This is a genomic window from Janthinobacterium sp. BJB301 (genome assembly GCF_002735685.1).
Lineage (GTDB): Bacteria > Pseudomonadota > Gammaproteobacteria > Burkholderiales > Burkholderiaceae_D > Janthinobacterium > Janthinobacterium lividum.
Genome location: NZ_PDZJ01000001.1, coordinates 2,679,697 through 2,702,631 on the forward strand (window position 1 = coordinate 2,679,697; position 22,935 = coordinate 2,702,631).

The 22,935-nt window shown below is 63.0% G+C and carries 22 protein-coding genes and 1 riboswitch; of the genes, 12 read left to right on the top strand and 10 right to left on the bottom strand.

Annotated features, from left to right (window positions below):
- Positions 1 to 12: 12 nt before the first annotated feature.
- Positions 13 to 1,110: an alanine racemase gene (gene alr, locus CSQ91_RS11850; RefSeq protein ID WP_099388338.1), complete on the bottom strand. Its 1,098-nt coding sequence runs from the start codon at positions 1,108 to 1,110 to the stop codon at positions 13 to 15.
- Positions 1,111 to 1,358: 248 nt separating this feature from the next.
- Between alr and lplT the strand changes: the two genes are divergently transcribed.
- Positions 1,359 to 2,621, top strand: coding sequence for a lysophospholipid transporter LplT (lplT, locus tag CSQ91_RS11855; RefSeq protein WP_034779369.1), 1,263 nt, complete (start codon positions 1,359 to 1,361; stop codon positions 2,619 to 2,621).
- 75 nt (positions 2,622 to 2,696) lie between these two features.
- Here the strand turns inward: lplT and CSQ91_RS11860 are convergent, their stop codons facing one another.
- Genes CSQ91_RS11860 through tsaB form a run of 4 tightly spaced genes read right to left on the bottom strand, consistent with a single transcriptional unit; the run spans position 2,697 to position 5,776 of the window.
- Positions 2,697 to 3,644: a DUF1853 family protein gene (locus tag CSQ91_RS11860; protein ID WP_180276899.1), complete on the bottom strand. Its 948-nt coding sequence runs from the start codon at positions 3,642 to 3,644 to the stop codon at positions 2,697 to 2,699.
- Positions 3,637 to 4,548: a uracil-DNA glycosylase gene (locus CSQ91_RS11865; protein WP_099388340.1), complete on the bottom strand. Its 912-nt coding sequence runs from the start codon at positions 4,546 to 4,548 to the stop codon at positions 3,637 to 3,639. Before CSQ91_RS11865 ends, CSQ91_RS11860 begins: the two co-directional genes overlap by 8 nt.
- Positions 4,545 to 5,054 carry a ribosomal protein S18-alanine N-acetyltransferase gene (gene rimI, locus CSQ91_RS11870; RefSeq protein ID WP_070255497.1) on the bottom strand — a complete coding sequence of 170 codons (510 nt, stop codon included), beginning with the start codon at positions 5,052 to 5,054 and terminating at the stop codon, positions 4,545 to 4,547. The genes CSQ91_RS11865 and rimI overlap by 4 nt, the downstream gene beginning before the upstream one ends.
- The gene (gene tsaB / locus CSQ91_RS11875) at positions 5,051 to 5,776 is read right to left on the bottom strand and encodes a tRNA (adenosine(37)-N6)-threonylcarbamoyltransferase complex dimerization subunit type 1 TsaB (RefSeq protein WP_180278407.1); all 726 of its coding nucleotides are present in this window, start codon (positions 5,774 to 5,776) and stop codon (positions 5,051 to 5,053) included. Before tsaB ends, rimI begins: the two co-directional genes overlap by 4 nt.
- Positions 5,777 to 6,000: 224 nt before the next feature.
- Between tsaB and dapC the strand changes: the two genes are divergently transcribed.
- The 7 genes from dapC (at position 6,001) to CSQ91_RS11910 (ending at position 14,502) form a co-directional block, all read left to right on the top strand.
- Positions 6,001 to 7,233 carry a succinyldiaminopimelate transaminase gene (dapC, locus tag CSQ91_RS11880; RefSeq protein ID WP_070255503.1) on the top strand — a complete coding sequence of 411 codons (1,233 nt, stop codon included), beginning with the start codon at positions 6,001 to 6,003 and terminating at the stop codon, positions 7,231 to 7,233.
- A 13-nt stretch (positions 7,234 to 7,246) separates the two neighbouring features.
- A complete protein-coding gene (gene dapD / locus CSQ91_RS11885; RefSeq protein ID WP_099388341.1) occupies positions 7,247 to 8,074 on the top strand; it encodes a 2,3,4,5-tetrahydropyridine-2,6-dicarboxylate N-succinyltransferase in 828 nt (275 codons plus the stop codon).
- A 122-nt stretch (positions 8,075 to 8,196) separates the two neighbouring features.
- Positions 8,197 to 9,744, top strand: a complete 1,548-nt coding sequence (locus CSQ91_RS11890; RefSeq protein WP_099388342.1) for an FAD-dependent oxidoreductase — start codon at positions 8,197 to 8,199, stop codon at positions 9,742 to 9,744.
- 133 nt (positions 9,745 to 9,877) lie between these two features.
- The gene (locus tag CSQ91_RS11895; RefSeq protein ID WP_070282205.1) at positions 9,878 to 10,234 is read left to right on the top strand and encodes an ArsC family reductase; all 357 of its coding nucleotides are present in this window, start codon (positions 9,878 to 9,880) and stop codon (positions 10,232 to 10,234) included.
- Between the two features lie 48 nt (positions 10,235 to 10,282).
- On the top strand, positions 10,283 to 11,419 hold the full coding sequence (gene dapE / locus CSQ91_RS11900; protein WP_099388343.1) for a succinyl-diaminopimelate desuccinylase: 1,137 nt from the start codon (positions 10,283 to 10,285) through the stop codon (positions 11,417 to 11,419).
- Positions 11,420 to 11,475: 56 nt separating this feature from the next.
- Positions 11,476 to 12,366, top strand: a complete 891-nt coding sequence (gene prmB / locus CSQ91_RS11905) for a 50S ribosomal protein L3 N(5)-glutamine methyltransferase (RefSeq protein WP_099388344.1) — start codon at positions 11,476 to 11,478, stop codon at positions 12,364 to 12,366.
- 138 nt (positions 12,367 to 12,504) lie between these two features.
- Positions 12,505 to 14,502, top strand: coding sequence for an ATP-binding cassette domain-containing protein (locus tag CSQ91_RS11910; protein WP_070255513.1), 1,998 nt, complete (start codon positions 12,505 to 12,507; stop codon positions 14,500 to 14,502).
- 36 nt (positions 14,503 to 14,538) lie between these two features.
- Here CSQ91_RS11910 and CSQ91_RS11915 read toward each other — a convergent pair whose 3' ends face one another.
- On the bottom strand, positions 14,539 to 15,021 hold the full coding sequence (locus CSQ91_RS11915) for a chemotaxis protein CheW (RefSeq protein WP_034779394.1): 483 nt from the start codon (positions 15,019 to 15,021) through the stop codon (positions 14,539 to 14,541).
- A 195-nt stretch (positions 15,022 to 15,216) separates the two neighbouring features.
- On the opposite strand from CSQ91_RS11915, the gene arfB reads away from it, so the two are divergent.
- Entirely contained in the window at positions 15,217 to 15,615 is a 399-nt protein-coding gene (gene arfB, locus CSQ91_RS11920) for an alternative ribosome rescue aminoacyl-tRNA hydrolase ArfB (RefSeq protein WP_034779396.1), read from the top strand.
- On the opposite strand, the gene CSQ91_RS11925 is transcribed toward arfB, so the two are convergent.
- Together CSQ91_RS11925 and CSQ91_RS11930 are read right to left on the bottom strand one after the other, a co-directional pair.
- A complete protein-coding gene (locus CSQ91_RS11925; RefSeq protein ID WP_099388345.1) occupies positions 15,616 to 17,475 on the bottom strand; it encodes a flagellar assembly protein A in 1,860 nt (619 codons plus the stop codon).
- 159 nt (positions 17,476 to 17,634) lie between these two features.
- Positions 17,635 to 18,024, bottom strand: a complete 390-nt coding sequence (locus CSQ91_RS11930) for a hypothetical protein (RefSeq protein ID WP_070255514.1) — start codon at positions 18,022 to 18,024, stop codon at positions 17,635 to 17,637.
- A 263-nt stretch (positions 18,025 to 18,287) separates the two neighbouring features.
- On the opposite strand from CSQ91_RS11930, the gene ompR reads away from it, so the two are divergent.
- The gene (gene ompR / locus CSQ91_RS11935; RefSeq protein WP_223278807.1) at positions 18,288 to 18,989 is read left to right on the top strand and encodes an osmolarity response regulator transcription factor OmpR; all 702 of its coding nucleotides are present in this window, start codon (positions 18,288 to 18,290) and stop codon (positions 18,987 to 18,989) included.
- Between the two features lie 13 nt (positions 18,990 to 19,002).
- Positions 19,003 to 20,361 (top strand): sensor histidine kinase, encoded by a 1,359-nt coding sequence (locus CSQ91_RS11940; protein WP_034779404.1) that lies wholly within the window; start codon positions 19,003 to 19,005, stop codon positions 20,359 to 20,361.
- A 125-nt stretch (positions 20,362 to 20,486) separates the two neighbouring features.
- On the opposite strand, the gene CSQ91_RS11945 is transcribed toward CSQ91_RS11940, so the two are convergent.
- The gene (locus tag CSQ91_RS11945) at positions 20,487 to 20,966 is read right to left on the bottom strand and encodes an Imm26 family immunity protein (RefSeq protein WP_034779408.1); all 480 of its coding nucleotides are present in this window, start codon (positions 20,964 to 20,966) and stop codon (positions 20,487 to 20,489) included.
- A gap of 125 nt (positions 20,967 to 21,091) precedes the next feature.
- Complete coding sequence (locus CSQ91_RS11950; RefSeq protein WP_070282200.1) at positions 21,092 to 21,397, bottom strand: ferritin family protein; 306 nt, start codon at positions 21,395 to 21,397, stop codon at positions 21,092 to 21,094.
- 142 nt (positions 21,398 to 21,539) lie between these two features.
- On the opposite strand from CSQ91_RS11950, the gene CSQ91_RS11955 reads away from it, so the two are divergent.
- On the top strand, positions 21,540 to 22,697 hold the full coding sequence (locus CSQ91_RS11955; protein ID WP_034779411.1) for an iron-containing alcohol dehydrogenase: 1,158 nt from the start codon (positions 21,540 to 21,542) through the stop codon (positions 22,695 to 22,697).
- A gap of 77 nt (positions 22,698 to 22,774) precedes the next feature.
- Positions 22,775 to 22,872: riboswitch (TPP riboswitch) on the top strand.
- Positions 22,873 to 22,935: the final 63 nt, after the last annotated feature.

Genomic DNA, 22,935 nt, shown 5'->3' on the forward strand with positions numbered 1-22,935 from the left:
AGCGGGCCGCCGTCACTGTGTCGCTTCGACCACGGGCACACGCGGCGCCAGTGCGCACATCAGCTCGTAGCCGATGGTGCCGGCAGCCAGGGCCACCTCGTCGATCGGCATGCCCTGGCCCCACAAGGTCACGGCACTGCCAACTTTTGCGCCCGGCACGTGCGTCAGATCGACCATCAGCATGTCCATCGACACCCTGCCGATGAGGCCCGTGCGCACGCCGTCGACCAGCACGGGCGTGCCTTCGGGCGCGTGGCGCGGGTAGCCATCCGCATAGCCGCAGGCCACCACGCCCACCTTGATATTGCCGGCCGCTTCGTAGCGGCTGCCATAGCCCACCACTTCGCCGGCGGCAATATCCTGGATGCCGATAATGCGGCTGCGCAAGGTCATGGTGGGCAGCAAGCCGAATGCTTGCGCCGATGTGCCGCCGGGAGCGCCGCTAGGCGTGCCGCCGTACAGCATGATGCCGGGGCGCACCCAATCGCTGTCCAGGTGGTGCAGCAGCACGCCGGCCGAATTGCACAGGCTGCGCGGCAGCGGCGTGCCTATGCTGGCCGCGCCCGCCTCGAAACGCAGCATCTGCTGGGCCAAAGGCAAGCGCGTGGGCGCCGCCTCGTCCGCATTGGCGAAGTGCGTCATCAAGGTGATCGCGCCGATATGCGGGATGGCGCGCAGGCGCGCATACGCACCCGCCACGGCCTGCGGTGTGAAACCCAGGCGGTTCATGCCCGTATTCATTTTCAAGTGCACATCAATACTGTGCGGCAAGTGCGCCGCTGCCAGCATGGCGATCTGTTCTTCGCAATGCACGCTGCCGTTCAATCCATATTGCGCCATGACAGGCAAATCGCTGGCATCAAAAAACCCTTCCAGCAACAAGATGGGCTTGGTCCACCCCAGTTCGCGCAAGCGCACGGCATAATCGACCTCGACCAGCGCGAGTCCGTCAGCGTCAGAAAAGCCCCGCATGGCCCGTTCCAGGCCGTGGCCATAGGCGTTCGCCTTGACGACGGCCCACACCTTGGCGCCGCGGGCGCCGGCACGGGCGCGCGCCAGATTGTGTTGCATGGCATCGAGATGGATGGTGGCGATAAGGGGCCTGGGCATATGCGTCGTTCACGGCGGGTGGGAAAGCCGTATTTTACCGGATGGGCCGCAAGGGGGAGCCGCTAGCGGGAGCAGGATAGGCGCGCAGGACACCATGTACAAAATGCTCACATGTATGTGTATTTTTCTACGGCAGAAAAATTAAGCTTCGCTTAGACAAGACTATGCAAAGCAGCCCCGTCCAAACTTGGGGTTTGCCGTTTTTTCGTGGTATAAAGCAAGCCAGATATGATTTCAGGCATTCCAGAATGAATCGTGGTTTTTATACCATCATGGCGGCGCAGTTCTTTTCCTCGCTGGCAGATAACGCCCTCTTTTTTGTCGCCGTCGATTTATTGGTGTCCATGAAATCACCGGCGTGGATCACGCCGCTGCTTAAACTGTCATTCGTCCTGTTTTACGTGCTGTTGGCCGCTTTTGTCGGCGCCTTCGCGGATGCTCTGCCGAAAGGCAAGGTCATGTTCATCGCCAACATGGTCAAGATCTTCGGCTGCGCCCTCGTCTTCTTCCACGTACACCCGCTGCTGGCCTACGCCGTCGTCGGTTTTGGCGCGGCCGTGTACTCGCCCGCCAAGTACGGCATCCTGACGGAACTGCTGCCGCCGGAAAAGCTGGTGGCGGCGAATGGCTGGATCGAAGGCTTGACCGTCACCTCCATCATCCTCGGCACCGTCATGGGCGGCGCGCTCGTCAGCGGCCACGTGTCCGACATGCTGCTGTCCTTCGACTTCCCCCTGATCGACACGGGCATCACCAACAAGACGGAAGCGGCCCTGTGTGTGGTGGTCGGCATCTATGTGCTGGCAACCCTGGCCAACCTGAAGATTCCCGACACGGGCTGCGTGTATCCGCACCAGGAACGCAATCCTATCAAACTCATTACCGATTTTGCCAATTGCTATTCCATCCTGTGGAAAGACAAGCTGGGCCAGATCACGCTGGCCGTGACGACCCTGTTCTGGGGCGCTGGCGCCACCTTGCAACTGATCGTGCTGGAATGGGCCAAGCAATCGCTGAACATGCCCTTCGACAAGGCAACCAGCCTGGTGGGCGTGGTCGCCATCGGCGTGGCCGCCGGCGCCGTGCTGTCGGCACGTTTCATTCCACTGCGCAAATCGCTGACCGTCATTCCGCTGGGCATCGCCATGGGCGTGATCGTCATGATGATGACGCAAGTGCACTCCGTGTGGATCGCCTACCCGCTGCTGATACTGATCGGCGCCCTGTCCGGCTTCTTCGTCGTGCCCATGAACGCCCTGCTACAACACCGCGGCCACGTGCTGATGAGCGCCGGCCACTCCATCGCCGTGCAGAACTTCAATGAAAACCTGTCGATTCTGACCATGCTGGCCGTGTACTCGATCATGATCCGCCTGCACCTGCCGCTCAATATCATCATTACCCTGTTCGGCCTGTTCGTCGCCGGCACCATGTACATGATCATGCGCAAGCACAAGCTGAACCAGGCAGAGCACGACAATCTGTCCTTGATTGGCGAGCAAAAACATTAAGCAATGTGACGTCGGATTACGCGCTACGCGCTAATCCGACCTACATGACTTCGGCATTAGGCTCACGGTACATGGTTACGCAGGTAACGTGCCTGTCAGCCGCCGCGCGGCAGCCTGCTCCACCCAGTCATGTGGCACGACAAAACCGCGCGTGCACTCCACCTCCCAGCCTTCGATAGTATCCACCGTTGCCACCATTACGGGTTGCGCCAGATCAAACAACTGTGCGCGCAAGGCATCCACGTCCAGCACTTCCACGTCGCGCCCCTTGAATGGCGCCAGCCATTGCAGGCGCGGCAGCACGACATAGCGCCGCGCCGGCAATTGCGCCGGCGTGCACCAGAAGCCGTGTCCATGTTCCTGGGAAATGCCGTCCATGGCGGGCGTGGCGCCTGATGGATAGAACAGCCAGCCCTTGACCAGTGCCTGCGCCGCGCGCACAGGTTGCGCCAGCAGGCTTTGCGCGGCCGGATGACGAGACAAGGCCAGCTGCTTGTCGAGAATCTTGCGCATCTTCAAGCCCAAAGTATCGGCCAGGTTGGGGCCGATCAAGTGGTTGAAAATACCGGGATCGGGCGCGCCTTCCAGCAGGTAGAACTTGGTGGCGAATTCCCAGTGCAGCAACGCGTCACCCTGCACCCCATCACGCAGCAAAAAATCGAACTCGCCCACCGTGTCGTTGCGATTGACCTGCACTTGCAAGCCATGCGCTTGCAATAGTCCATGCTGCTCAAAATAAAAGGCCAGCAGCTTTTCAGCATACAGGCCCAGGCGGGAATAGAATTTCGGCCCCAGCGCCGCATCGAGCGGCGACGGATCATCCTGCAGCGCCCCCAGCCATGCCGCGACAAAGGGCGTGACGGGCGCGAGGCTGGCGATGCGCCCGCCCCAGTGGGGGCTGGCCGGGTCCAGCAAGTCGGGCGAGTCCAGCAGCCAGGCCAGCGCACGCACGCGGGGGTGCGTCAGATGCCCCCAGCGCTGCTCGAAGCGGACCTGAAACGTGCCGCCGGCCGCATCACTCACCGTGCGAATCGCCGTGGGCGCTTTTCGCCAGGCACAGGTCGGCCCAGGCGCGCGCCTTGGCCTTGCCCGTCTCGTCCTGCAGCAACATTTCCGGATGGAAGGTGGCCACGACCGAGGCATTGCCCAGCTGGCGTACGGTGCCGCGCACGGGTTTCTCGCCGGGATTGATGCCGGCGGCGGCCATCGAACCCAGGGTGACGATGGTGCGCGGCTGCAGCAGGGCCAGTTCGCGGTCAAAGTACGGGCGGCAAGCGGCCGATTCCGCTTCGGTGGGCAAGCGCTCCTGGCCCGCCTCATCGAGCGGACGGCATTTCAGCAAATGCGTGATGTACACGTCGCGCCCCGCATCGACTTCGATGGCTTTCAGCATATTGTCGAGCAACTTGCCCTGCTCGCCCGGCAAGGCGCGCCCTTCGCGTTCTTCCGTGCGCGAGGGACTGCTGGCCAGCATCAGCCAATCGCCCTGGCGATCGCCACGGCCCATGACGACGCCCTTGCGCGTCTTGCACAAGTCGCAGCGCGCGCACTTGGCGACGGCGGCCGTCAAGCCTTCCCAGTCGAGGGCGGCGATATCCGTATCGCTCAACTGTTTGGCAGGCGGCGGTGGCGGCGCATCGTCGAACCAGGCCGTGTCGTCGGGCGCGGCGGCGGGCACTGGCGTGGCGGCAACGGCGACGGGTACCTCAGCCTTCACCTCGGCGACCACTTCGGCAACGACCGCAGCGGCCACCTCGGCAACCACCTCAGTCACGGCTTGAGCGGCTTCGGCCATGGGAGCCGCCACGGCGACTTCCATCTCCATGGGAGCTTCGACGACATCAACGGCTTCGGCTGCGGCGCCCTGGCGCAAGTGCCACAGGGGACCGACGCCCATTTCATCGAGGAAAACAGCGCTGCGGCTCATAAGGTATAACGCATCACGATGGCGTCCTCACGTTGCGAGTTGCTGGCCGGATAGTATCCCTTGCGCCGGCCGATCTGTTCAAATCCATAGCGCTGGTAAATATCGAGCGCGCGCACGTTCGACGGGCGCACTTCCAGCAGCATCGATTCCATGCCCAGCTGGCGGGCGCAGGCGCAGGACTGATTCAACAGGAAGCGGCCCAGCCCCTGGCCCTGGATGGCGCCCTCGACGGCCACGTTGAGCAAGTGCGCTTCATCGACAACCAGCATCAGCAAAAAGTAGCCGAGCAAGGTGCCGTCCACGTCACGCAGCACCCAGGCAGGGTAGCCGCTCTTGAGGGAATCGACGAAATTGCCATGCGTCCAGGGATGCGGATACACGCGCTGCTCCAGCGCCAGCACCTCAAGCAGGTCCGCTTCGACCATGGGCTGATAGTCGAGGCGCAGCAAGTCCCAGCCTGCCGCGCTGCCATCCTGCGTCACTGCGTCCTTGCCCGCCTCCATCATTGTGCCGGCTCCGCGGCGGCCTTGGCCTGTTGCATCTCGTGCCGTTCCGCGCTCGTGTAGGCGATCTTGTTGCGCAAGTACAAAGGCTGCGCCTCGGCCGCCGTCACGAAATGTCCGGCGGCATAGGCGATGCGCGCTAGTTGCGCCACTTGCACGGCATGCGGCATGATGGCCGCGTCAGCAGTCGCAGCGCATGGCAGCACGGCCAGTGCTTCGGCATAGGCACTAAAGCCGTTGCCACAGCCGGCAACATCGCCTTGCGGCGCCACGCCAGCCGGCGCGCTCAGTGCCGGTGGCGAAACGAGCTGCAAGCCATCCTGGCAATCATATTGCGCCCAGTACACTTCGCCCATGCGGGCGTCAAGCACGGTCACGATGCGTTGCGCGCCATGCTGCTGGTGGCATGCCAGCGCCATGGCGTCGAGCGTGACAACGGGCACGACGGGCAGGCTGGCGCCATAGGCCAGGCCTTGCGCGATGCCGCAGGCCGTGCGCACGCCCGTAAACGAACCGGGACCGGAGCCGTAGGCGATGGCATCGACGTCGGCCAGGGTCACGCCCGCTTCAGCCAGCAATTCCTGCACCATCGGCAAGATGGACTGGGAATGGGTGCGCACGCCCGACGACGCGCGGGACAGGACGACATCGCCGCGCAGCAAGGCGCAGGAGGCGAGTTCGGACGAAGTTTCAATAGCAAGCAGGGTGGGAAGTAAGGTAGACATAGCGTATTTTACCTTGCCGCGCCATGGCGCGGCACTCCCCGCTGCGGCATGCCGTGGCAAGCCGGGCAACGATCAGGCCGGCGCGGCCCGATGCGGCTTGCACAGCGGGCCCGCGAGGACGGCTATAATGAAAGACGCAGCTTATTATTTGACCGGCATCCAGTCTGCCGCGCCAGTTAGTCGCTTAGCAACATCGTCTTTCCACTCTTGCCCTGGTCCGTTCCGTGAATCCACTTCTTGCTAAACTGCAACCATATCCATTTGAAAAGCTGCGCCAGCTGTTTGCCGGCGTGACGGTCAACCCCGAGTATGCGCCCATCAGCCTGGGCATGGGCGAACCCAAGCACCCGACGCCGGCGTTCATCGAACAGGCGCTGACCGACAATATCCATGGCCTGGCCAGCTATCCGACCACCATCGGCTCGGAAGCCTTGCGCACGGCCATCGCTGGTTGGCTCGAGCGCCGCTACGGCATCCCCAAGCTCAATCCTGCCACGCAAATCCTGCCCGTGAACGGTTCGCGCGAAGCGCTGTTTGCGCTGGCGCAAACGGTGATCGACCCGTCGGCCGGCTCGCTGGTGATCAGCCCGAACCCGTTTTACCAGATCTATGAAGGCGCGGCCTACCTGGCTGGTGCCGAGCCGTATTTCGTCAATTCTGACCCGGCGCGCAATTTCGGCTGCGACTACGACAGCGTACCGGCCAGCGTGTGGGAAAAGGTCAAACTGCTGTTCCTGTGTTCGCCCGGCAACCCGACCGGCGCCGTCTTGACCCTGACGGACTGGGAACACCTGTTCGCCCTGTCCGAGCGCTACGACTTCGTCATCGCCGCCGACGAGTGCTATTCCGAGATCTATCACGGCGACACGCCCCCGCTGGGCGCGCTGCAGGCGGCGCACATGCTGGGCCTGTCCACCATCGAGCGCCCGTATGCACGCCTGGTGGTGTTTTCCAGCCTGTCGAAGCGTTCGAACGTGCCGGGCATGCGCTCGGGCTTTGTTGCCGGCGACGCGGAAGTCCTGAAAAAATTCCTGCTTTACCGAACCTACCACGGCGGCGCCATGAGCCCTGCCGTGCAGGCGGCCTCCGTCGCGGCCTGGAACGACGAAACCCATGTCGAGGAAAATCGCGCCAAGTACCGCGCCAAGTTCGACGCCATCACGCCGCTGCTGCAATCGGTGATGGACGTGCAATTGCCGGACGCCGGCTTCTACCTGTGGGCCGACGTCAGCCGCACGGGACTGTCCGACACGCAATTCGCGCAACGCCTGTACGCCGAATATAATGTCACGGTATTGCCTGGCAGCTACCTGGCGCGCGACGCGCACGGCATCAATCCGGGCCGCAACCGCATCCGCATGGCCCTCGTGGCCGAAACGGCCGAAGGGCTGGAAGCAGCGTTGCGCATAGTAAAATTCTGCCAGCAGCTTTCCGCATCCGCATCAACCCCTACATAAACAAGACATCATCATGAGCCAACAACTGCAAACCATCATCGACCTGGCCTGGGAAAACCGCGCCGAGATCAATCCGGGCAACGGCACGGCCGAATTGCGCGACGCCGTCTCCCACGTCATCAATGGCCTGGACAACGGCAGCATCCGCGTGGCGGAAAAAACCTCGGGCGACTGGGTCGTCAACCAGTGGGTCAAGAAAGCCGTGCTGCTGTCGTTCCGCCTGGAAGACAACGTCGTCCTGCCATCCGATGGCACGATGCAGTTCTACGACAAGGTCCCGACCAAGTTCGCCAACTACACGAAGGAAGACTTCGCCAAGGGCGGTTTCCGCGTCGTGCCACCCGCCGTCGCCCGCCGCGGCAGCTTCATCGCCAAGAACGTCGTGCTGATGCCGTCCTACGTCAACATCGGCGCCTACGTCGATGAAGGCGCCATGGTCGACACCTGGGCCACCGTCGGTTCCTGCGCGCAAATCGGCAAGAACGTCCACCTGTCCGGCGGCGTCGGCATCGGCGGCGTGCTGGAACCGATGCAAGCGAACCCGACCATCATCGAAGACAACTGCTTCATCGGCGCCCGCTCGGAAATCGTCGAAGGCGTGATCGTCGAGGAAAACTCGGTCATCTCGATGGGCGTGTACATCGGCCAGTCGACCAAGATCTACGACCGCGCCACGGGCGAAGTGACCTACGGCCGCGTGCCAGCCGGTTCCGTCGTGGTCTCGGGCAACCTGCCTTCGGAAGACGGCAAGTACTCGCTGTACTGCGCCGTGATCGTCAAGCGCGTGGATGCGAAGACGCGCGCGAAAACCGGCATCAACGAACTCTTGCGCGGTATTTAATTACTGCGCCGTAAGGCGCACGTAGCACCGTGAATGTCCCGCTCCGGCGGGACATTTTCATTTCTGGCCAGCAACTTCAATCGTCGCGCAGCCATCCCCCATCCTGTCCTATACTGGATGGCATGAATACTCCTCCCGTCTTGATCGTCGGCGCCGGTCCTACCGGCCTCATGCTTGCCTTGCGCCTGGCGCGCCATGGCGTCGATTGCCGCATCATCGACAGGAATAGCGGTCCGGGCCAGGCGTCGCGGGCCATGGCCGTGCATGCGCGCACGCTGGAGTTTTACCAGCAGCTGGGCTTTGCCGACGAGCTGGTGCACCTGGGCATCAAGATCAATGCCATGCATATCCACGAAGGCGGCGAGGAGCTGGTGAAACTGGCGCTGGGCGAGATCGGCGAAGGGCTGAGCCCCTACCCTTTCGTCCTGAGCCTGCCCCAGGACGAGCATGAACGCTTCCTGATCAGCAAACTGGCGGCGGCCGGCGTGCACGTGGAATGGAACGTGGCGCTGGACCTGTGGACGCAGGACGATAGCGAAGTGCAAGCCATCCTGCTCAACAATGGCGAACGCCAATATTGCACGTTTAACTATATTTGCGGCTGCGACGGCGCCCGCAGCAAGGTGCGCGAGATCGCCGGCTTTGCGTTCTCCGGCGGCACCTACGACCACCTGTATTACGTGGCCGACGCGCAAGTGGCCGGCAAGAATACGGACTTGCACGCCCACCTGGGCGCGAACTCGTTTGCGCTGATGCTGCCCGTGCGCACCAGCGGCATGCAGCGCCTGATCGGCATCCTGCCCGACCGCCCCGATGGCGCGCCCGCGCCCGTCTTCGACGACGTGCGGGAGCAGGTGCAAGCCTTGCTGGGCATCGAGGTCGAACACGTGAACTGGTTTTCCACGTATAAGGTGCACCACCGGGTGGCCGGACAATTCCGCGAACGGCGCTGCTTCATCCTCGGCGACGCGGCCCACCTGCACAGCCCCGTGGGCGGCCAGGGCATGAACACGGGCCTGGGCGACGCCGTCAACCTGGCCTGGAAACTGGCGCAAAAACTGCGGGGACAAAGCAACGACGCCCTGCTCGACACCTATGAAAGCGAGCGCATCGTGTTTGCCCGCAAGCTCGTCGCCACCACCGACCGGGCCTTCCAGGCCATCGTCGCGCAAGGCATGGCCGGGCAATTCCTGCGCCGCTGGCTGGTGCCGCACGCGCTGCCCTTCCTCTCCGGCTTCGCGCGCGCGCGCCGGCTGCTGTTCCGGACCGTGTCGCAAATCCAGATCAGCTATGAAGACAGCGCCCTTTCCGCGGGCCATGCGGAATACCTGCGCGGCGGCGACCGCCTGCCGTGGTTCTCGGACGGCACGCAAGACAATTTCACGGCCTTGCGCAGCATGGATTGGCAATTGCACATCTATGGCGAAGCAGCGCCCGAGCTGCTCGACGAAGCGCGCGTGCTGAAACTGCCCGTGCATTGCTACACGTATAACGTGGCCGCCAAACTGGCCGGCCTGGGCCGCGACGCGGCCTATCTCGTGCGCCCCGACGGCCACATCGCGCTGGCCCTGCACCTGCAGGAAAGCGGCGCCCTGCGCGCCCTGGCCTTGCGACTTGGCCTGCATTTCGGTCCGGCCGAATCGGGCAAGGCGGCGCCACGGCCCGTGTAGGGCAAATCACTGGGGCGTGTTGCACTGCCGCATCGACTGCGCATCGACTGTATAATGGCGGCTACCATCGCATTTTTCCCTGGCGCAAGCGCCACGGTCAAGCGAACCGCATTCATTCCCCTTAGCCCTACCCATGACGACCATTACACTCTACGGTATCCCCAACTGCGATACCGTCAAAAAGGCCCGCACCTGGCTGGCCGCGCAACAACTCGATTTCACCTTCCACGACTTCAAGAAGCAGGGCCTGGAACGCGCCACCGTCGAGGCGTGGCTGCAGCAATTGCCGTGGGATGTGCTGGTCAACAAGAAAGGCACGACCTGGCGCGCCCTGTCCGACGAGCGCAAGGCGTCCACCGTCGATGCGGCCAGTGCCCTGGACTTGATGCTGGAAAACCCGTCCATCATCAAGCGCCCCGTGCTGGACAAGGATGGCCAGTTCAGCGTGGCGTTTTCCGATGCGCAGTACAAGACCCTTTTTTCGCTGTAACCATACTTAGTTGACCACCGGAACGATGTTGCCGGCACGACCTTACCCATGACCACCTCCAAAACCCTTGCCCTGACCGAAAAACTGATCGCCCTGTCCTCGGTCACGCCCGACGACAAGGGCTGCCAGCAGCACCTGATCGACCTCCTCACGCCGCTGGGCTTTGTCTGCGAAACGATACAGTCGAACGACGTCACCAATCTGTGGGCGCGCCGTGGCACGACATCTCCCGTCTTCGTCTTTGCCGGGCATACGGACGTGGTGCCGACCGGCCCCGTCGAGCAATGGCGTTCGCTGCCCTTCATTCCCACGCACCGCGACGGCAAGCTGTACGGCCGTGGCGCGGCCGACATGAAGACCTCGATCGCCGCCATGGTGATCGCCTGCGAGGAATTCATCGCCGCCACACCCGGGCACACGGGCTCGATCGCCTTTTTGATCACCAGCGACGAGGAAGGCCCGGCCACGGATGGCACCGTCATCGTCTGCGAGCAATTGAAGGCACGCGGCGAGCAGATCGACTATTGCCTGGTGGGCGAGCCGACCTCGAGCGCGCAGCTGGGCGACATGATCAAGAACGGCCGCCGCGGTTCGCTGTCGGGCCGGCTGACGATCAAGGGCGTGCAAGGCCATATCGCCTACCCGCACCTGGCAAAAAACCCGATTCACGAAGCGGCGCAGGCGCTAGCCGACCTGGTCGAGGAAAAATGGGATGCCGGCAACGAGTACTATTTGCCGACCTCGTGGCAAATGTCCAACATCAACGCGGGCACGGGCGCCAATAACGTGATTCCCGGCGACATGGTGATCGATTTCAATTTCCGCTTTTCCACGGCCAGCACGGCGGAAAACCTGCAGGAACGGGTCCACGCCATCCTCGACAAGCATGATTTGCAATACGATTTGCAGTGGACCCTGAGCGGCCTGCCCTTCCTCACGCCGCGCGGCACCCTTTCCGATGCGCTGTCCGCCGCCATCCTGGAAGAAACGGGCCTCGCGACGGAGCTGTCGACCACGGGCGGCACCTCGGATGGCCGGTTTATCGCGCAAATCTGCCCCCAAGTGATAGAATTCGGGCCGCCCAATGCCAGTATTCACAAGATCGACGAGCACATCGAACTGCGCCACATCGATCCTCTGAAGAATATTTACCGGCGCACGCTGGAGCATTTGCTGCCCGTCTGAACCAGAATACCGAGGCCCGTCACGGCGGGCCAGAACACCGTCTTTTCGAGAATGCCATGACCCCGAACCCGTTTTCCACGCCACGCGACCTGCTGCGCTACGCCGTTACCCGTTTCAATACCGCCAAGCTGTTTTTCGGCCACGGCAGCGCCGAAGCGTTCGACGAAGCGGCCTATCTGATCCTGCACACCTTGAAGTTGCCGCTCGACAAGCTCGAACCCTTCCTCGACGCCAAGCTGCTGCCGTCGGAAGTGGCCAGCGTGATGAGCGTCATCGACCGCCGCAGCATCGACCGCGTGCCGGCCGCCTACATCACCAAGGAAGGCTGGCTGGGCACGTATAACTTCTACGTTGACGAGCGCGTGATCGTGCCCCGTTCCTTCATCGCCGAACTGATCCCTGAATACTTCTCGCCATGGGTGGCGGAACCGGAAGCCGTGGAAAACATCCTGGAACTGTGCACCGGCTCGGGCTGCCTGTCTATCATGATGGCCGATGCCTTCCCGAACGCCGCAGTCGACGCCGTGGACATTTCCGCCGACGCGCTGGCCGTGGCCAAGCGCAACGTCGACACCTACAAATTGCAGGACCGCGTCACCCTGATCGAATCGGACCTGTACGCGAACGTGCCGGCCAAGAAATATGATTTGATCATCAGCAATCCGCCATACGTGAATTCCGCCTCGATGGGCGCCCTGCCCCAGGAATACCTGGCTGAACCGCAAATCGCCCTCGACGGCGGCAGCGACGGCATGGACCTGGTGCGCAAGATCATCGCCGGCGCGGCCGAGCGCCTGACGGACGACGGCATCCTGATGATTGAAATCGGCAACGAACGCGCCTACGCGGAAGCGGCCTTCGGCGAGCTGGGCCTGACCTGGCTGACGACGAGCGCCGGCGACGACATGGTCTTCCTGCTGACGGCCGAGCAGTTGAAGCTGGGTTAATGGAATTGGTAGGTCGGATTAGCGTAGCGTAATCCGACATGCCTGCGCGGCACCCGTCGGATTACGTCCTTCGGACTAATCCGACCTACACGATGTTTTTACGGCGAGGGTCAAAGCCCAGCCTTTACAAAGAAAAAAATGATACGTTTCCTACAAGTAAGCCTGATGCGCGGCATCAAACCGTTGCTCGAACAAGTCGATGTCACCCTCAATCCGGGCGACAAGATCGGCCTGATCGGCGCCAATGGCGCGGGCAAATCGAGCCTGTTCGCCATGATGCGTGGCGAATTGCACCCTGACCAGGGCGAGATCGATTTCCCGGCCAAGTGGCGCGTGGCTTACGTGGCGCAGGAAACGCCGCCGCTGGACCGTGCCGCGCTCGATTATGCAATCGACGGCGACGTCACCCTGCGCAAACTGGAAGCGGAACTGGCGCGCCTGGAATCGGAGCCTGCCACGTCGGAAAACGGTATCGCCATCGGCGAAATCTACAGCGCCATGGCCGATGCCGACGCGTATACCGTGCAGTCGCGCGGCGAGCAATTGCTGCTGGGCCTGGGCTTCACCCTGGACCAGATGCAGCAACCGGTGGCCAGTTTCTCCGGCGGCTGGCGCATGCGTTTGAACCTGGCGCAAGCGCTGATGTGCCCATCCGACCTGCTGCTGCTCGATGAACCGACCAACCATTTGGATCTGGACGCCATCATCTGGCTGGAAGACTGGCTCAAGCGCTACGCCGGCACCCTGCTGATCATTTCCCATGACCGCGACTTCCTCGATGAAGTCGTCAACGTGGTCGTGCATATCGACGAACGCAAGCTGAAGCGCTATTCGGGCAACTACTCGAGCTTCGAGCGCCAACGCGCGGCGCAGATGATCCTGGCCGCCGGCGCGCTGGAAAAGCAGCAGCGCAAGCGTGCCCATCTGGAATCGTTCGTGAACCGCTTCAAGGCGCAAGCCTCGAAGGCCCGCCAGGCGCAAAGCCGCATGAAGGCGCTGGCGAAGATGGAAGAGCTGGCGCCATTGCGCGCCGCCGCCGAATTCTCGTTCGAATTCCGCGAGCCGCTGTCGGCACCAAATCCGCTGCTGGTGATGGAAGACGTCGATGCGGGCTACAAGATCGAGAACGAAGCGACGGGCGAAATCACTCATAAAACCATCGTCAACGGCATCAAGTTTTCGCTGCAGATCGGCCAGCGCATCGGCCTGCTGGGCCAGAACGGCGCCGGCAAGTCGACCCTGATCAAGACCATCGCCGGCGAACTGATGCCGCTGACGGGCGACGCCACCATGGGCAAGGGCCTCAACATCGGCTACTTCGCCCAGCACCAGGTGGAAATGCTGCGCCACGACGAATCGCCGCTGTGGCATCTGGCGAAGATCGCCCCGACCGTGCGCGAGCAGGAACTGCGCAACTTCCTGGGCGGCTTCAACTTCCCCGGCAACATGGTCACCGCGTCGATCGCACCGTTCTCGGGCGGTGAAAAAGCCCGCCTGGCGCTGGCCCTGATCGTCTGGCAGCGTCCTAACCTGCTGCTGCTCGATGAACCGACCAACCATCTGGATCTGGAAACGCGCGAAGCGCTGACGGAAGCGCTGGCCCAGTTTGAAGGCACCCTGGTCGTCGTTTCCCATGATCGCCACTTGCTGCGCGCCACCACGGACGAATTCATCATCGTTGCCGACGGCAAGCTGCAACCGTTCGACGGCGACCTGGACGACTACAAGGATTGGCTGTTCAAGACCAAGCTGGGCAAGGGCACGGACGTGCTGCCGGCCGCCGGCAAGGCCAACAAGACTGACTTCCCCGTGACGTCTTCCGTCCCTGCGCCGGTAGCCGCCGCCCCTGCCGCGCCCGTGCGCGACAAGCGCAAGGAAGCGGAAGACCGCCAGAAGGCCGCCGCCCTGCGCAAACCGATCGAAAACAAGATCAAGCGCCAGGAAGAGCAGATCGCCAAGCGCAATGCGCAAAAGGCGGAAACCGACGCCAAGCTGGGCGAGCCGACCATCTATGACGCGGCCAACAAGGCCAAGCTCAAGCAATTGCTGGCCGACCAGACCTTCTTCACCAAGGACCTGGCGCAGCTGGAAGCGGAATGGCTGGACTTGCAGGATCAGTTAGAGAAACTGGGCTAACGCAAAACACAAAGACGACTCCCGGGTCGTCTTTTTTTATGCCGCCTGCATGGGACTGGGGCTGCGGATCGCCATCAGGCGGTCGATGTCGACGAGGATCAATCGGCGCCCCGCCACCGTGCCCAGGCCCAGCAGGTAATCGGCTTCCGCCTCGCCCAGGCCGGGCACGGCGGCGATGTCGCTGGCGGCCAGGCTGACGATATCGGTGACGCCATCGACCACCATGCCCATCACGCCATTGCTCAGCTGCAAAATGATCACGTCGGTGGCCGGGTCGGGCGCGCCGTGGGCGCTGCCAAACGCGGCGCGCATGTCGACGATGGGGATGATTACGCCGCGCGAAACGGCCACGCTGTGCAGCACTTCCCCTTCCGAGGAAAAACGGTCGAGTTCCTTCAGGGGGCGCAATTCCCGCACGCAACGGTAATCGAGGCCGTATTCCAGGCCGCCCAGCCGGAAGCTCAAGTACTGCGTCAGGTATTGGGTCGTTGCGGCGCCAGGCGTGGTCGTGGGCTGCATGGTGTTCCTTTCATCCGGTAGGCGCTGCCAGGATGCGCAGTGGCGCAACGTTGGCCCCATGCTAACCAGCATCGCCGCAGGCGACGTTGAGAAACATCAACTTTCCCGGAAGGCAGCCTGGCCTCAGCGCCCGGCCTTGCGCCGGCGCAGCCATCTTCCCTTACAATACCCCCATCATCCCCCAACAGGCAGGCCATGCAACACCTCGTCAACCCCGCTGAAGTTGAATTTTCCGCCATCCGCGCCCAGGGCCCGGGCGGGCAGAACGTCAACAAGGTGTCCAGCGCCATCCATTTGCGCTTCCCCATCGCCGCCTCGTCGCTGCCGGAAGCGTACAAGGAACGGCTGCTGGCCCTGCGCGACAGCCGCATCAGCAAGGATGGCGTGCTGGTGCTCAAGGCGCAGCAGTCGCGCAGCCAGGAACAGAACAAGGAAGAAGCCTTGCGGCGCTTGCAGGAAATCATCGACAGCGTGACCTTCCTGCCCGCCGTGCGCCGCGCCACCAAGCCCACGCGCAGCTCGCAGCGGCGCCGTCTCGACAGCAAGAGCACGCACAGCGTCCTCAAACAATCTCGCGGCAAGGTTATCGACTGATCAGAGTGGCGGCTGGTAGGTCCAGTCCAGGCTGCCTGTGCTATCCGCGAACACGGGCTGCGTGGCCGGCGTGGCGCTGCGCAGCAAGGCCTTGATTTCCTTCGGCGGCCGGTCGTAGACCTTGGCCGGTCCGGGCGGCACGACGAGGGCGCGCACCGTCGTCTCGCCATCAATCAGGCTCAGGGTGCAGCGCGACTGGCCCGCCGTTGCCTGCCGCTCCTGGCGCAATTGTTCCACCAGCGCCAGCATCTGCGCGTGCAGGATTTCCGACTGTTTTACCTCCACGCGCAGCCGCGCCACCTCTTTCAGGACGGGAGCGATGCGCGCGGCCAGCTTGTCGTACTGTACCTGCTGCGTTGCTTGCAGTTGCAATTCGCCACGCCGCAGCTGGCCCGCCAGGGTCAGGTAGTTGCGTACCTCGGGCAATTGCGCGATGGCATCGATTTCCTGCTGGCGCTTGTGCTGCACCTGCAGGAATTGCGCCGCCTTCGCCAGGCTCTCGGCGATCTTTTGTTCCAGCGCACTCAAGTCGGGCACCAGCGGGAACAGCAGCATCTCCACCTGCTTGCGGGGACCAGCGCTGCCGATGCGGATGGTGCGCGCCGCCACGGCGCAGCCTTCGGCCAGTTCGATGACGACCTCGTCGGCGATGATCTCGCAATTGCTGGCGCTGTCGATCACCACGCGCGTGCCGGCAATGACGCAGCTTTCCGCCCGCTTCACATGCACTTCGCCGCTCAGCGCCTGCAGCACGGAGCCGGAAGCGACGCCCTCGACGCGCACGTCGCCATGCTCGTTAAAGGCCGTGCCGCCCACCAGGTTGCGCTGTAGCCATATTAATCCGCCATGCGAGTGCAAGTGGCCGTAGACGTCGCCATGGATGGTGATGTCGCTGCCGTCGAGCTGGCGCTGCTCCTGCACTTCGCCATACTCCTCGTAGGCGGCGCTCAGCTTCAGATTGCCCGTCGTACGGCTGCTGACGCCTTCGCGGCTGACGATCTTGTTTTCGATGGACATCTTGCCGTGCTCATCGACATTCACATAGCCATCTTGCGTGGCCACGACGAAATCGCCATCGCTGAAATGCTCGACCGCCGTGCCTGGCCCCGCCACGGTGGCCAGGTCCAGTTCCAGCGGCACGGGCGGTGGCAGCGCCTTGCCGGCCAGGTCGTAGCCAGGCAAGCCGGGCGTGCCCGGCAGCAGACGCAGCAGGCGCGCGTGTTTTTTCACTTGCGGAAAGCGGTTCTTGAAGCTGAGCAAATCCAGGCGGCCATCGGAGCGTTCGCGCGGCGCATCGTCGCGGTGGATGCCTTGCGATACTTCGACCAGCTGGGCGTCGCGCCCCGGCTGTGGCGGCAGCACCCGCGCCACCGTGATGCGCTCGGCCTTGCCGCTGGCGAGCATTGCGCGCACGGCCGCGCTATCGATGCCGTAGTGCACGCCCTTGCACCACAGGTCGGCTACCAGCTCGTCGAATTCGCGGCGCGCCGGCACCTGGCCGTCCGCGTCCGCAGGCAAGGCTTCAAAGTAAAATTCGGCGCTGTCGCCACGGATCTTGATTTGTTTGTACAGCGCGCGGCGCGCGGGCGGGAATGGCGCCACGCGCACGGCGATGCGCAGCAGGGCATCGCCTTTGGGCGCGGCGCGGGGAGTGGGGGCATGGAACAGGGTCAGCAGGAACAACCCGTAATCGAGGCCGGCCAGCAGCTGGCCCGACTGGAACAGCTGCTCGACGGCGGTGCGCAGCTGCGCCGGCGCCAGGGACAGGTCAAGGAACACGCCCTCGTCGCGCTGGACCAGGCCGTGCGGCAAGCCGCCTGCGGGGACCGCATCCGGAACGGGTGTGTCGTCGTCGCTCACGCCTTGCCTCCCCCAGCAGCCATTTCAAAGAATTGCCTCCGTGCACTAGAACAATATCACGGGGCGGGGCCGTGTGCCTGACTGAGCAACAATGCATGCGGCCAGATGCAAACAGGGCCATGTCTTGCGAGATGGCCCTGTCGGAGGGGGAATGGCTGCCTAGCGGCGCGGGGGATTCGAGTAAATGTCCTGCCCCACTTCGTTGATCTGGCGGCGCAGGTCGCGCCGTTCGTCGGGCGTCATGCGGCCCGTGCGGCGCGAGGCGTCGGCGCCTTCGTTGGCGCGGCGCTGCTCTTCTGCGCGCGTGTCGAAACTGCGTGCGTCACGCTGTTCGCGCAGTCGCGTATCATTGCTGTTGCTGCGCTGTACCTGTTCATACCGCTGGGCCTGCATTTGCTGCTGGTCGTCACGGCGTGGCGGCGGCTGGTTTTGCGCTGCCGCCAGGCTGGCGGCAAACACGGAACAAACGGCAAATGCGGACAGCACGGTCGTACGTGCAGCAATAGCTGCGCTGGGAGCGGCGTGAATTTTTTTAGTAAAGATATTCATTGAGTTCCTCTTCCGCGATGCCGTATAAACTAAAGCTGATTTCCACTGTGGCCCCAGTGTATGATGCTTTACACGGTGCAGTAAGAGTAATTGGGTAAAGTTTGTAACACTTTGTAATGGGTCGCCACAGCCCCTTGCCGACGCCGCGCGAGGCGTTACTATAGCAACTAATATAAGATAACACGACACCCTAAATGACCACAACCTCCACTTCCGGCAGCAATACAACAACGCAATCGATCCACGGCCACCAGGCAAAAATCATGGTAGTCGATGACGATGTGCGCCTGCGCGACCTGCTGCGGCGCTACCTGACCGAACAGGGCTTCAATGTCTTCACGGCAGAGAGCGCGACGGCCATGAACAAACTGTGGCTGCGCGAACGCTACGACCTGCTGGTGCTCGACCTGATGCTGCCGGGCGAAGACGGCCTGTCGATCTGCCGCCGCCTGCGCGGCGCGGGCGACCAGACGCCGATCATCATGCTGACGGCCAAGGGCGAGGACGTGGACCGCATCGTGGGCCTGGAAATGGGTGCCGACGATTACCTGCCGAAACCATTCAATCCGCGTGAACTGGTGGCCCGCATCGGCGCCGTGCTGCGCCGCAAGGGTCCCGATGAAATCCCGGGTGCACCGTCGGAAACGCCGCAAACCTTCGAATTCGGCGACTTCGTGCTGGACCTGGGCACGCGTACCCTGAAAAAGAATGGCGAAACAGTGCCGCTGACAACCGGTGAATTTTCTGTGCTGAAAGTGTTTGCCCGCCATGCGCGCCAGCCGCTGTCGCGCGAGAAACTCATGGAACTGGCGCGCGGCCGCGAATACGAAGTGTTCGACCGCAGCCTGGACGTGCAAATCTCGCGCCTGCGCAAACTCATCGAACCTGATCCGTCGAGCCCGCTGTTCATCCAGACCGTGTGGGGCTTAGGTTACGTCTTCATCCCGGACGGACAGCCGCGCTGATCGCAGGCGAGGCATGATGAAGCTTTTTCCCGATATCAGCCTGGCGCGGCTGAAAAGCGGCTTGTTCTGGCGCACCTTTTTGCTGCTCGGCACCTTGACCACGGTCAGCATGATCGCCTGGTTCAGCATGATTTCCTTCATCCAGCGCGAGCCGCAGGCGCAGCAGATTTCCGCCCAGATCATTTCCGTCGTCACCATCACGCATGCGGCACTGACGCACTCGGCTCCCGAGCTGCGGCGCGAGCTGCTGTTCGATCTCGTCAGCAATGAAGGCATCCGCATCTTCTCGCTGGAAGAGGACGACCGCATCGAGCCGCCGCCCGACAATTACCTGATGCCCGACATCGAGGCATTGGTGAAGGCCAAGCTGGGCAAGGACACGCGCTTTTCCGCGCGCGTCAACGGCGTGGCCGGCTTCTGGGTCAGCTTCAAGATCGACGACGACGAGTACTGGCTGATGCTGGACCGGGAGCGCCTACGCGGCTTGACGGGCTTCCAGTGGCTGGGCTGGGCCAGCCTGGTGTCGCTGCTGTCCCTGCTGGGCGCGGCCATCATTTCCAGCCTGATCAATCTGCCGCTGTCGCGTTTGACGGCGGCCGCGCGCGACATCGCCAAGGGCAAGCAGCCGGCGCCGCTGCCGGAAAAGGGCCCGATCGAAATCATCGAGGCGAACCGCAGCTTCAACCAGATGGTCGATGATCTGAAACAGGTGGAATCGGACCGCGCCGTGATTTTGGCCGGCATTTCGCACGACTTGCGCACGCCGCTGGCGCGCATGCAGCTGGAAGTGGAAATGGCGAACCTGTCGGACGAGGCGCGCGAAGGCATCCAGTCCGATATCGGGCAGATGGACGCCATCATCGGCCAGTTCCTCGACTATGCCAAGCCGACGGAAGCGTCGAGCTTTACGGACGTCGACCTCAGTGGCCTGCTCAGCGACATGACGCGCGAAGCCATGCGCCTGCCGGATGTGAAGATCAACGCCAGCATCGCCGACGGCGCGCATGCGATGGGCAACCCCACCGACCTGCGCCGCGTGCTGAACAACCTGATCGAGAATGCGCGCCGCTATGGCAAGACGCCGGGCAGCGACGTGACGGAAATCGACATCGCCTGCCAGGTGCGCACCAGCCACGGCGCGAAAAAGGTCATCATCGAAGTGCAAGACCACGGCACGGGCGTGCCGGCAGAAAAGATCGAGCAACTGATGAAGCCGTTCACCCGCCTCGACACGGCGCGCGGGCAGGCAAACGGCGCCGGCCTGGGCCTGGCCATCGTCGACCGCGTGCTGCTGCGCCATGGCGCCGAATTGCAAGTGCGCAACCGCGAAGGCGGCGGCCTGGCGTTTCAGATCAGCTTGCCAGCGGCGTAGGTCGGATCAGCGAGGCCTTGCCTCGCATAATCCGACAACATTGTTGGCTGTTCCTGTCGGATTACGCGCCAGGCGCTAATCCGACCTACGCTACCGGCTCCGGCGTTTCCGCCGCCCGACAACGGTCAAGCGGACGCCTGCTCCTGCGCCAGCAATTTATTCATCAGCAATTCCGTCGCCCCGTAGCCGTACAGGGAATCGCTCTCCATGCCCGGCGTATCGAAGGGGATCGATTCCTCGCGGTTCAGCTTGGCAGGGTCCGCGTCCGCATAGCTGGCGCGCCAGGCGCGCTGCAAGGATTCATTGCGGCGGATAAAGGCCGGCATGGGCCAGGCGTCGCGCTCCCAGTGGAGGCTGTCACCCAGCAGGGGCCAGCGCTCGTTGAGCAGGGCCATGTCGCCCGTGCGCAGGCGGCGTACGGCCTGTTCCGGCCGCAAGCCTTCCAGCTCATCGAGCGTCGGCAAGCTGTCGCGCTTCGGCCCGAACATATACGCCAGCATGATGCGCCCGGCAGGCGCCCTGCGCGCCACCACGCCGACGGCATAGCCGCCGCCCGGCAAGGGCACGGCAAACCAGCTGCCTTCTCGGTATGGTAATGATCTCATTTCTTGAAGCCCCCTGGAATACACCGGACAGCCGCTGCTATCCGACGTTAAATTTAATTAGGGGCACAGTCTACGCGAAACGATGCAAAAGTGGCGCATGGTACGCCACAGTAACAAACCAATAGTTACAATATTTTCTCGTCATAGTGATACTGGGCAACAATCGGTCCCGCCTTGAACAGCGCTTCCTTCATGGCCGCGTCCAGGCGCGCATCGCGGCGGCGCATCCATTCGAGCAGCATGGCCGCTTCCTTGCGGCTGGTGTCGCCCGCATGCGCGAGCACGCGGCGCAGTTCCGGGTCCGTGCACGCCTCGAAACGCTGGCTGTTCAAGTCCAGTGCCTGCAGCGCGGCGATGGTGGCGCCGATGGCGCGGTGCATGTCGAGCGCGGTGGCCGGCAAGCCGGATTCTTCCAGTGGGACGTTGGTCATGCGCATTCCTTTTCGCGTGGTGGTGACATCGGCTGCATTCTCCACCGCGCGGGCGAAAAGCTCAAGCGTCCACGACACGTTTCCACCCGTTCGGCCATAATCATGGCTCAGCAACAGCCTAAACCCCAGCGGCAGGAGCCCCATGTTCAATTTCGACTTTTACAATCCGACGCAAATCCTCTTCGGCCAGGGCCAGATCGCCGCCATCACGGCGCTGATCCCGCCGCATGCCAGAGTGCTCATGACGTATGGCGGCGGCAGCATCAAGCAGAACGGCGTCTACGATGAAGTCAAGGCGGCGCTGGCCGGCCATACCTTGCTGGAATTTGCCGGCATCGAACCCAATCCCAGCTATGAAACCCTGATGCAGGCCGTGGCCATGGTGAAAAGCGAGCGCATCGATTTCCTGCTGGCCGTCGGCGGCGGTTCCGTGGTCGATGGCACCAAATTCATCGCCGCGGCCGCCCTGCATGAAGGCGAGGCGTGGGACATCCTGGCGAAAGGCGGCAAGATCGTCGAGGCCGCCCTGCCCTTCGGCACGGTATTGACGTTACCGGCCACGGGTTCCGAAATGAATGGCTCGGCCGTGATCACGCGCAAGGCCACGCAGGAAAAGCGCTCGTTCATGAGCCGCAAGGTGTATCCGAAATTCTCCGTGCTGGACCCGTCGAAAACGTTCACCTTGCCGCTACGCCAGGTGGGCAATGGCGTCGTCGATGCGTTTGCGCATGTCATGGAACAGTATTTGACCTACCCTGTGAACGCGTCCGTGCAAGACCGCTTCGCCGAAGGCATTTTATTGACCTTGATCGAGGAAGGCCCGAAAGCCCTGTCGCACCCGGACGACTACGACGTGCGCGCCAACGTGATGTGGAGCGCCACCCTGGCCTTGAACGGCCTGATCGGCGTGGGCGTGCCGCAGGACTGGTCCACGCACGCCATCGGCCACGAATTGACGGCATTGTACGAGCTCGACCATGCGCAAACCCTGGCCATCATCCTGCCCAGCATGCTGCGCGTGCGCAAGCAGGCCAAGCGCGCCAAGCTGCTGCAATACGCGGCCCGCGTGTGGGGACTCGACGGCGGCGACGAGGATGGCCGCATCGAGGCCGCCATCGCGCGCACGGAATTCTTCTTCCGCCACATGGGCGTCAAGACGCGCCTGGCCGACTACGGCCTGAACCACGCCAGCGTGGATGCCGTCGTGTCCGCCCTGGAAGCGCACGGCATGACGGCGCTGGGCGAGCAGCGCGAAGTGACGCCCGCCGTCAGCCGCAAGGTGCTGGAACTGAGTCTGTAGCGCAGTTTGCAAATTCCAGCCACACTGTTGTAAAACGGTCAGCCAGGGGGACAGCTGGCCGTGGTTCATGCTAAGCTGTCAACCGCTAGGGGTCCTGGAGTCGTTATCCGGGTGAGAGATACCCTTCGTACCTGATCTGGATAATGCCAGCGAAGGAAAGCGCAAAGTACCTCCCTCCTTTGATAGCTCCTGCGTTGGCGCCAGCCGAACAAGCAGCCTGCCGTGCTCTTTACAGAGA

Excerpts from the sequence above, each read along its gene's own strand:
- CSQ91_RS11930 (WP_070255514.1), bottom strand. The coding sequence starts at position 18,024 with ATGAATATCTTTACTAAAAAAATTCACGCCGCTCCCAGCGCAGCTATT.
- CSQ91_RS11945 (WP_034779408.1), bottom strand. The coding sequence starts at position 20,966 with ATGAGATCATTACCATACCGAGAAGGCAGCTGGTTTGCCGTGCCCTTG.
- CSQ91_RS11895 (WP_070282205.1), top strand. The coding sequence starts at position 9,878 with ATGACGACCATTACACTCTACGGTATCCCCAACTGCGATACCGTCAAA.
- CSQ91_RS11955 (WP_034779411.1), top strand. The coding sequence starts at position 21,540 with ATGTTCAATTTCGACTTTTACAATCCGACGCAAATCCTCTTCGGCCAG.
- alr (WP_099388338.1), bottom strand. The coding sequence starts at position 1,110 with ATGCCCAGGCCCCTTATCGCCACCATCCATCTCGATGCCATGCAACAC.
- prmB (WP_099388344.1), top strand. The coding sequence starts at position 11,476 with ATGACCCCGAACCCGTTTTCCACGCCACGCGACCTGCTGCGCTACGCC.
- CSQ91_RS11950 (WP_070282200.1), bottom strand. The coding sequence starts at position 21,397 with ATGACCAACGTCCCACTGGAAGAATCCGGCTTGCCGGCCACCGCGCTC.
- CSQ91_RS11915 (WP_034779394.1), bottom strand. The coding sequence starts at position 15,021 with ATGCAGCCCACGACCACGCCTGGCGCCGCAACGACCCAATACCTGACG.
- dapE (WP_099388343.1), top strand. The coding sequence starts at position 10,283 with ATGACCACCTCCAAAACCCTTGCCCTGACCGAAAAACTGATCGCCCTG.
- tsaB (WP_180278407.1), bottom strand. The coding sequence starts at position 5,776 with ATGTCTACCTTACTTCCCACCCTGCTTGCTATTGAAACTTCGTCCGAA.
- CSQ91_RS11940 (WP_034779404.1), top strand. The coding sequence starts at position 19,003 with ATGATGAAGCTTTTTCCCGATATCAGCCTGGCGCGGCTGAAAAGCGGC.
- lplT (WP_034779369.1), top strand. The coding sequence starts at position 1,359 with ATGAATCGTGGTTTTTATACCATCATGGCGGCGCAGTTCTTTTCCTCG.
- ompR (WP_223278807.1), top strand. The coding sequence starts at position 18,288 with ATGGTAGTCGATGACGATGTGCGCCTGCGCGACCTGCTGCGGCGCTAC.
- CSQ91_RS11865 (WP_099388340.1), bottom strand. The coding sequence starts at position 4,548 with ATGAGCCGCAGCGCTGTTTTCCTCGATGAAATGGGCGTCGGTCCCCTG.
- arfB (WP_034779396.1), top strand. The coding sequence starts at position 15,217 with ATGCAACACCTCGTCAACCCCGCTGAAGTTGAATTTTCCGCCATCCGC.
- CSQ91_RS11890 (WP_099388342.1), top strand. The coding sequence starts at position 8,197 with ATGAATACTCCTCCCGTCTTGATCGTCGGCGCCGGTCCTACCGGCCTC.
- CSQ91_RS11910 (WP_070255513.1), top strand. The coding sequence starts at position 12,505 with ATGATACGTTTCCTACAAGTAAGCCTGATGCGCGGCATCAAACCGTTG.
- dapD (WP_099388341.1), top strand. The coding sequence starts at position 7,247 with ATGAGCCAACAACTGCAAACCATCATCGACCTGGCCTGGGAAAACCGC.
- rimI (WP_070255497.1), bottom strand. The coding sequence starts at position 5,054 with ATGATGGAGGCGGGCAAGGACGCAGTGACGCAGGATGGCAGCGCGGCA.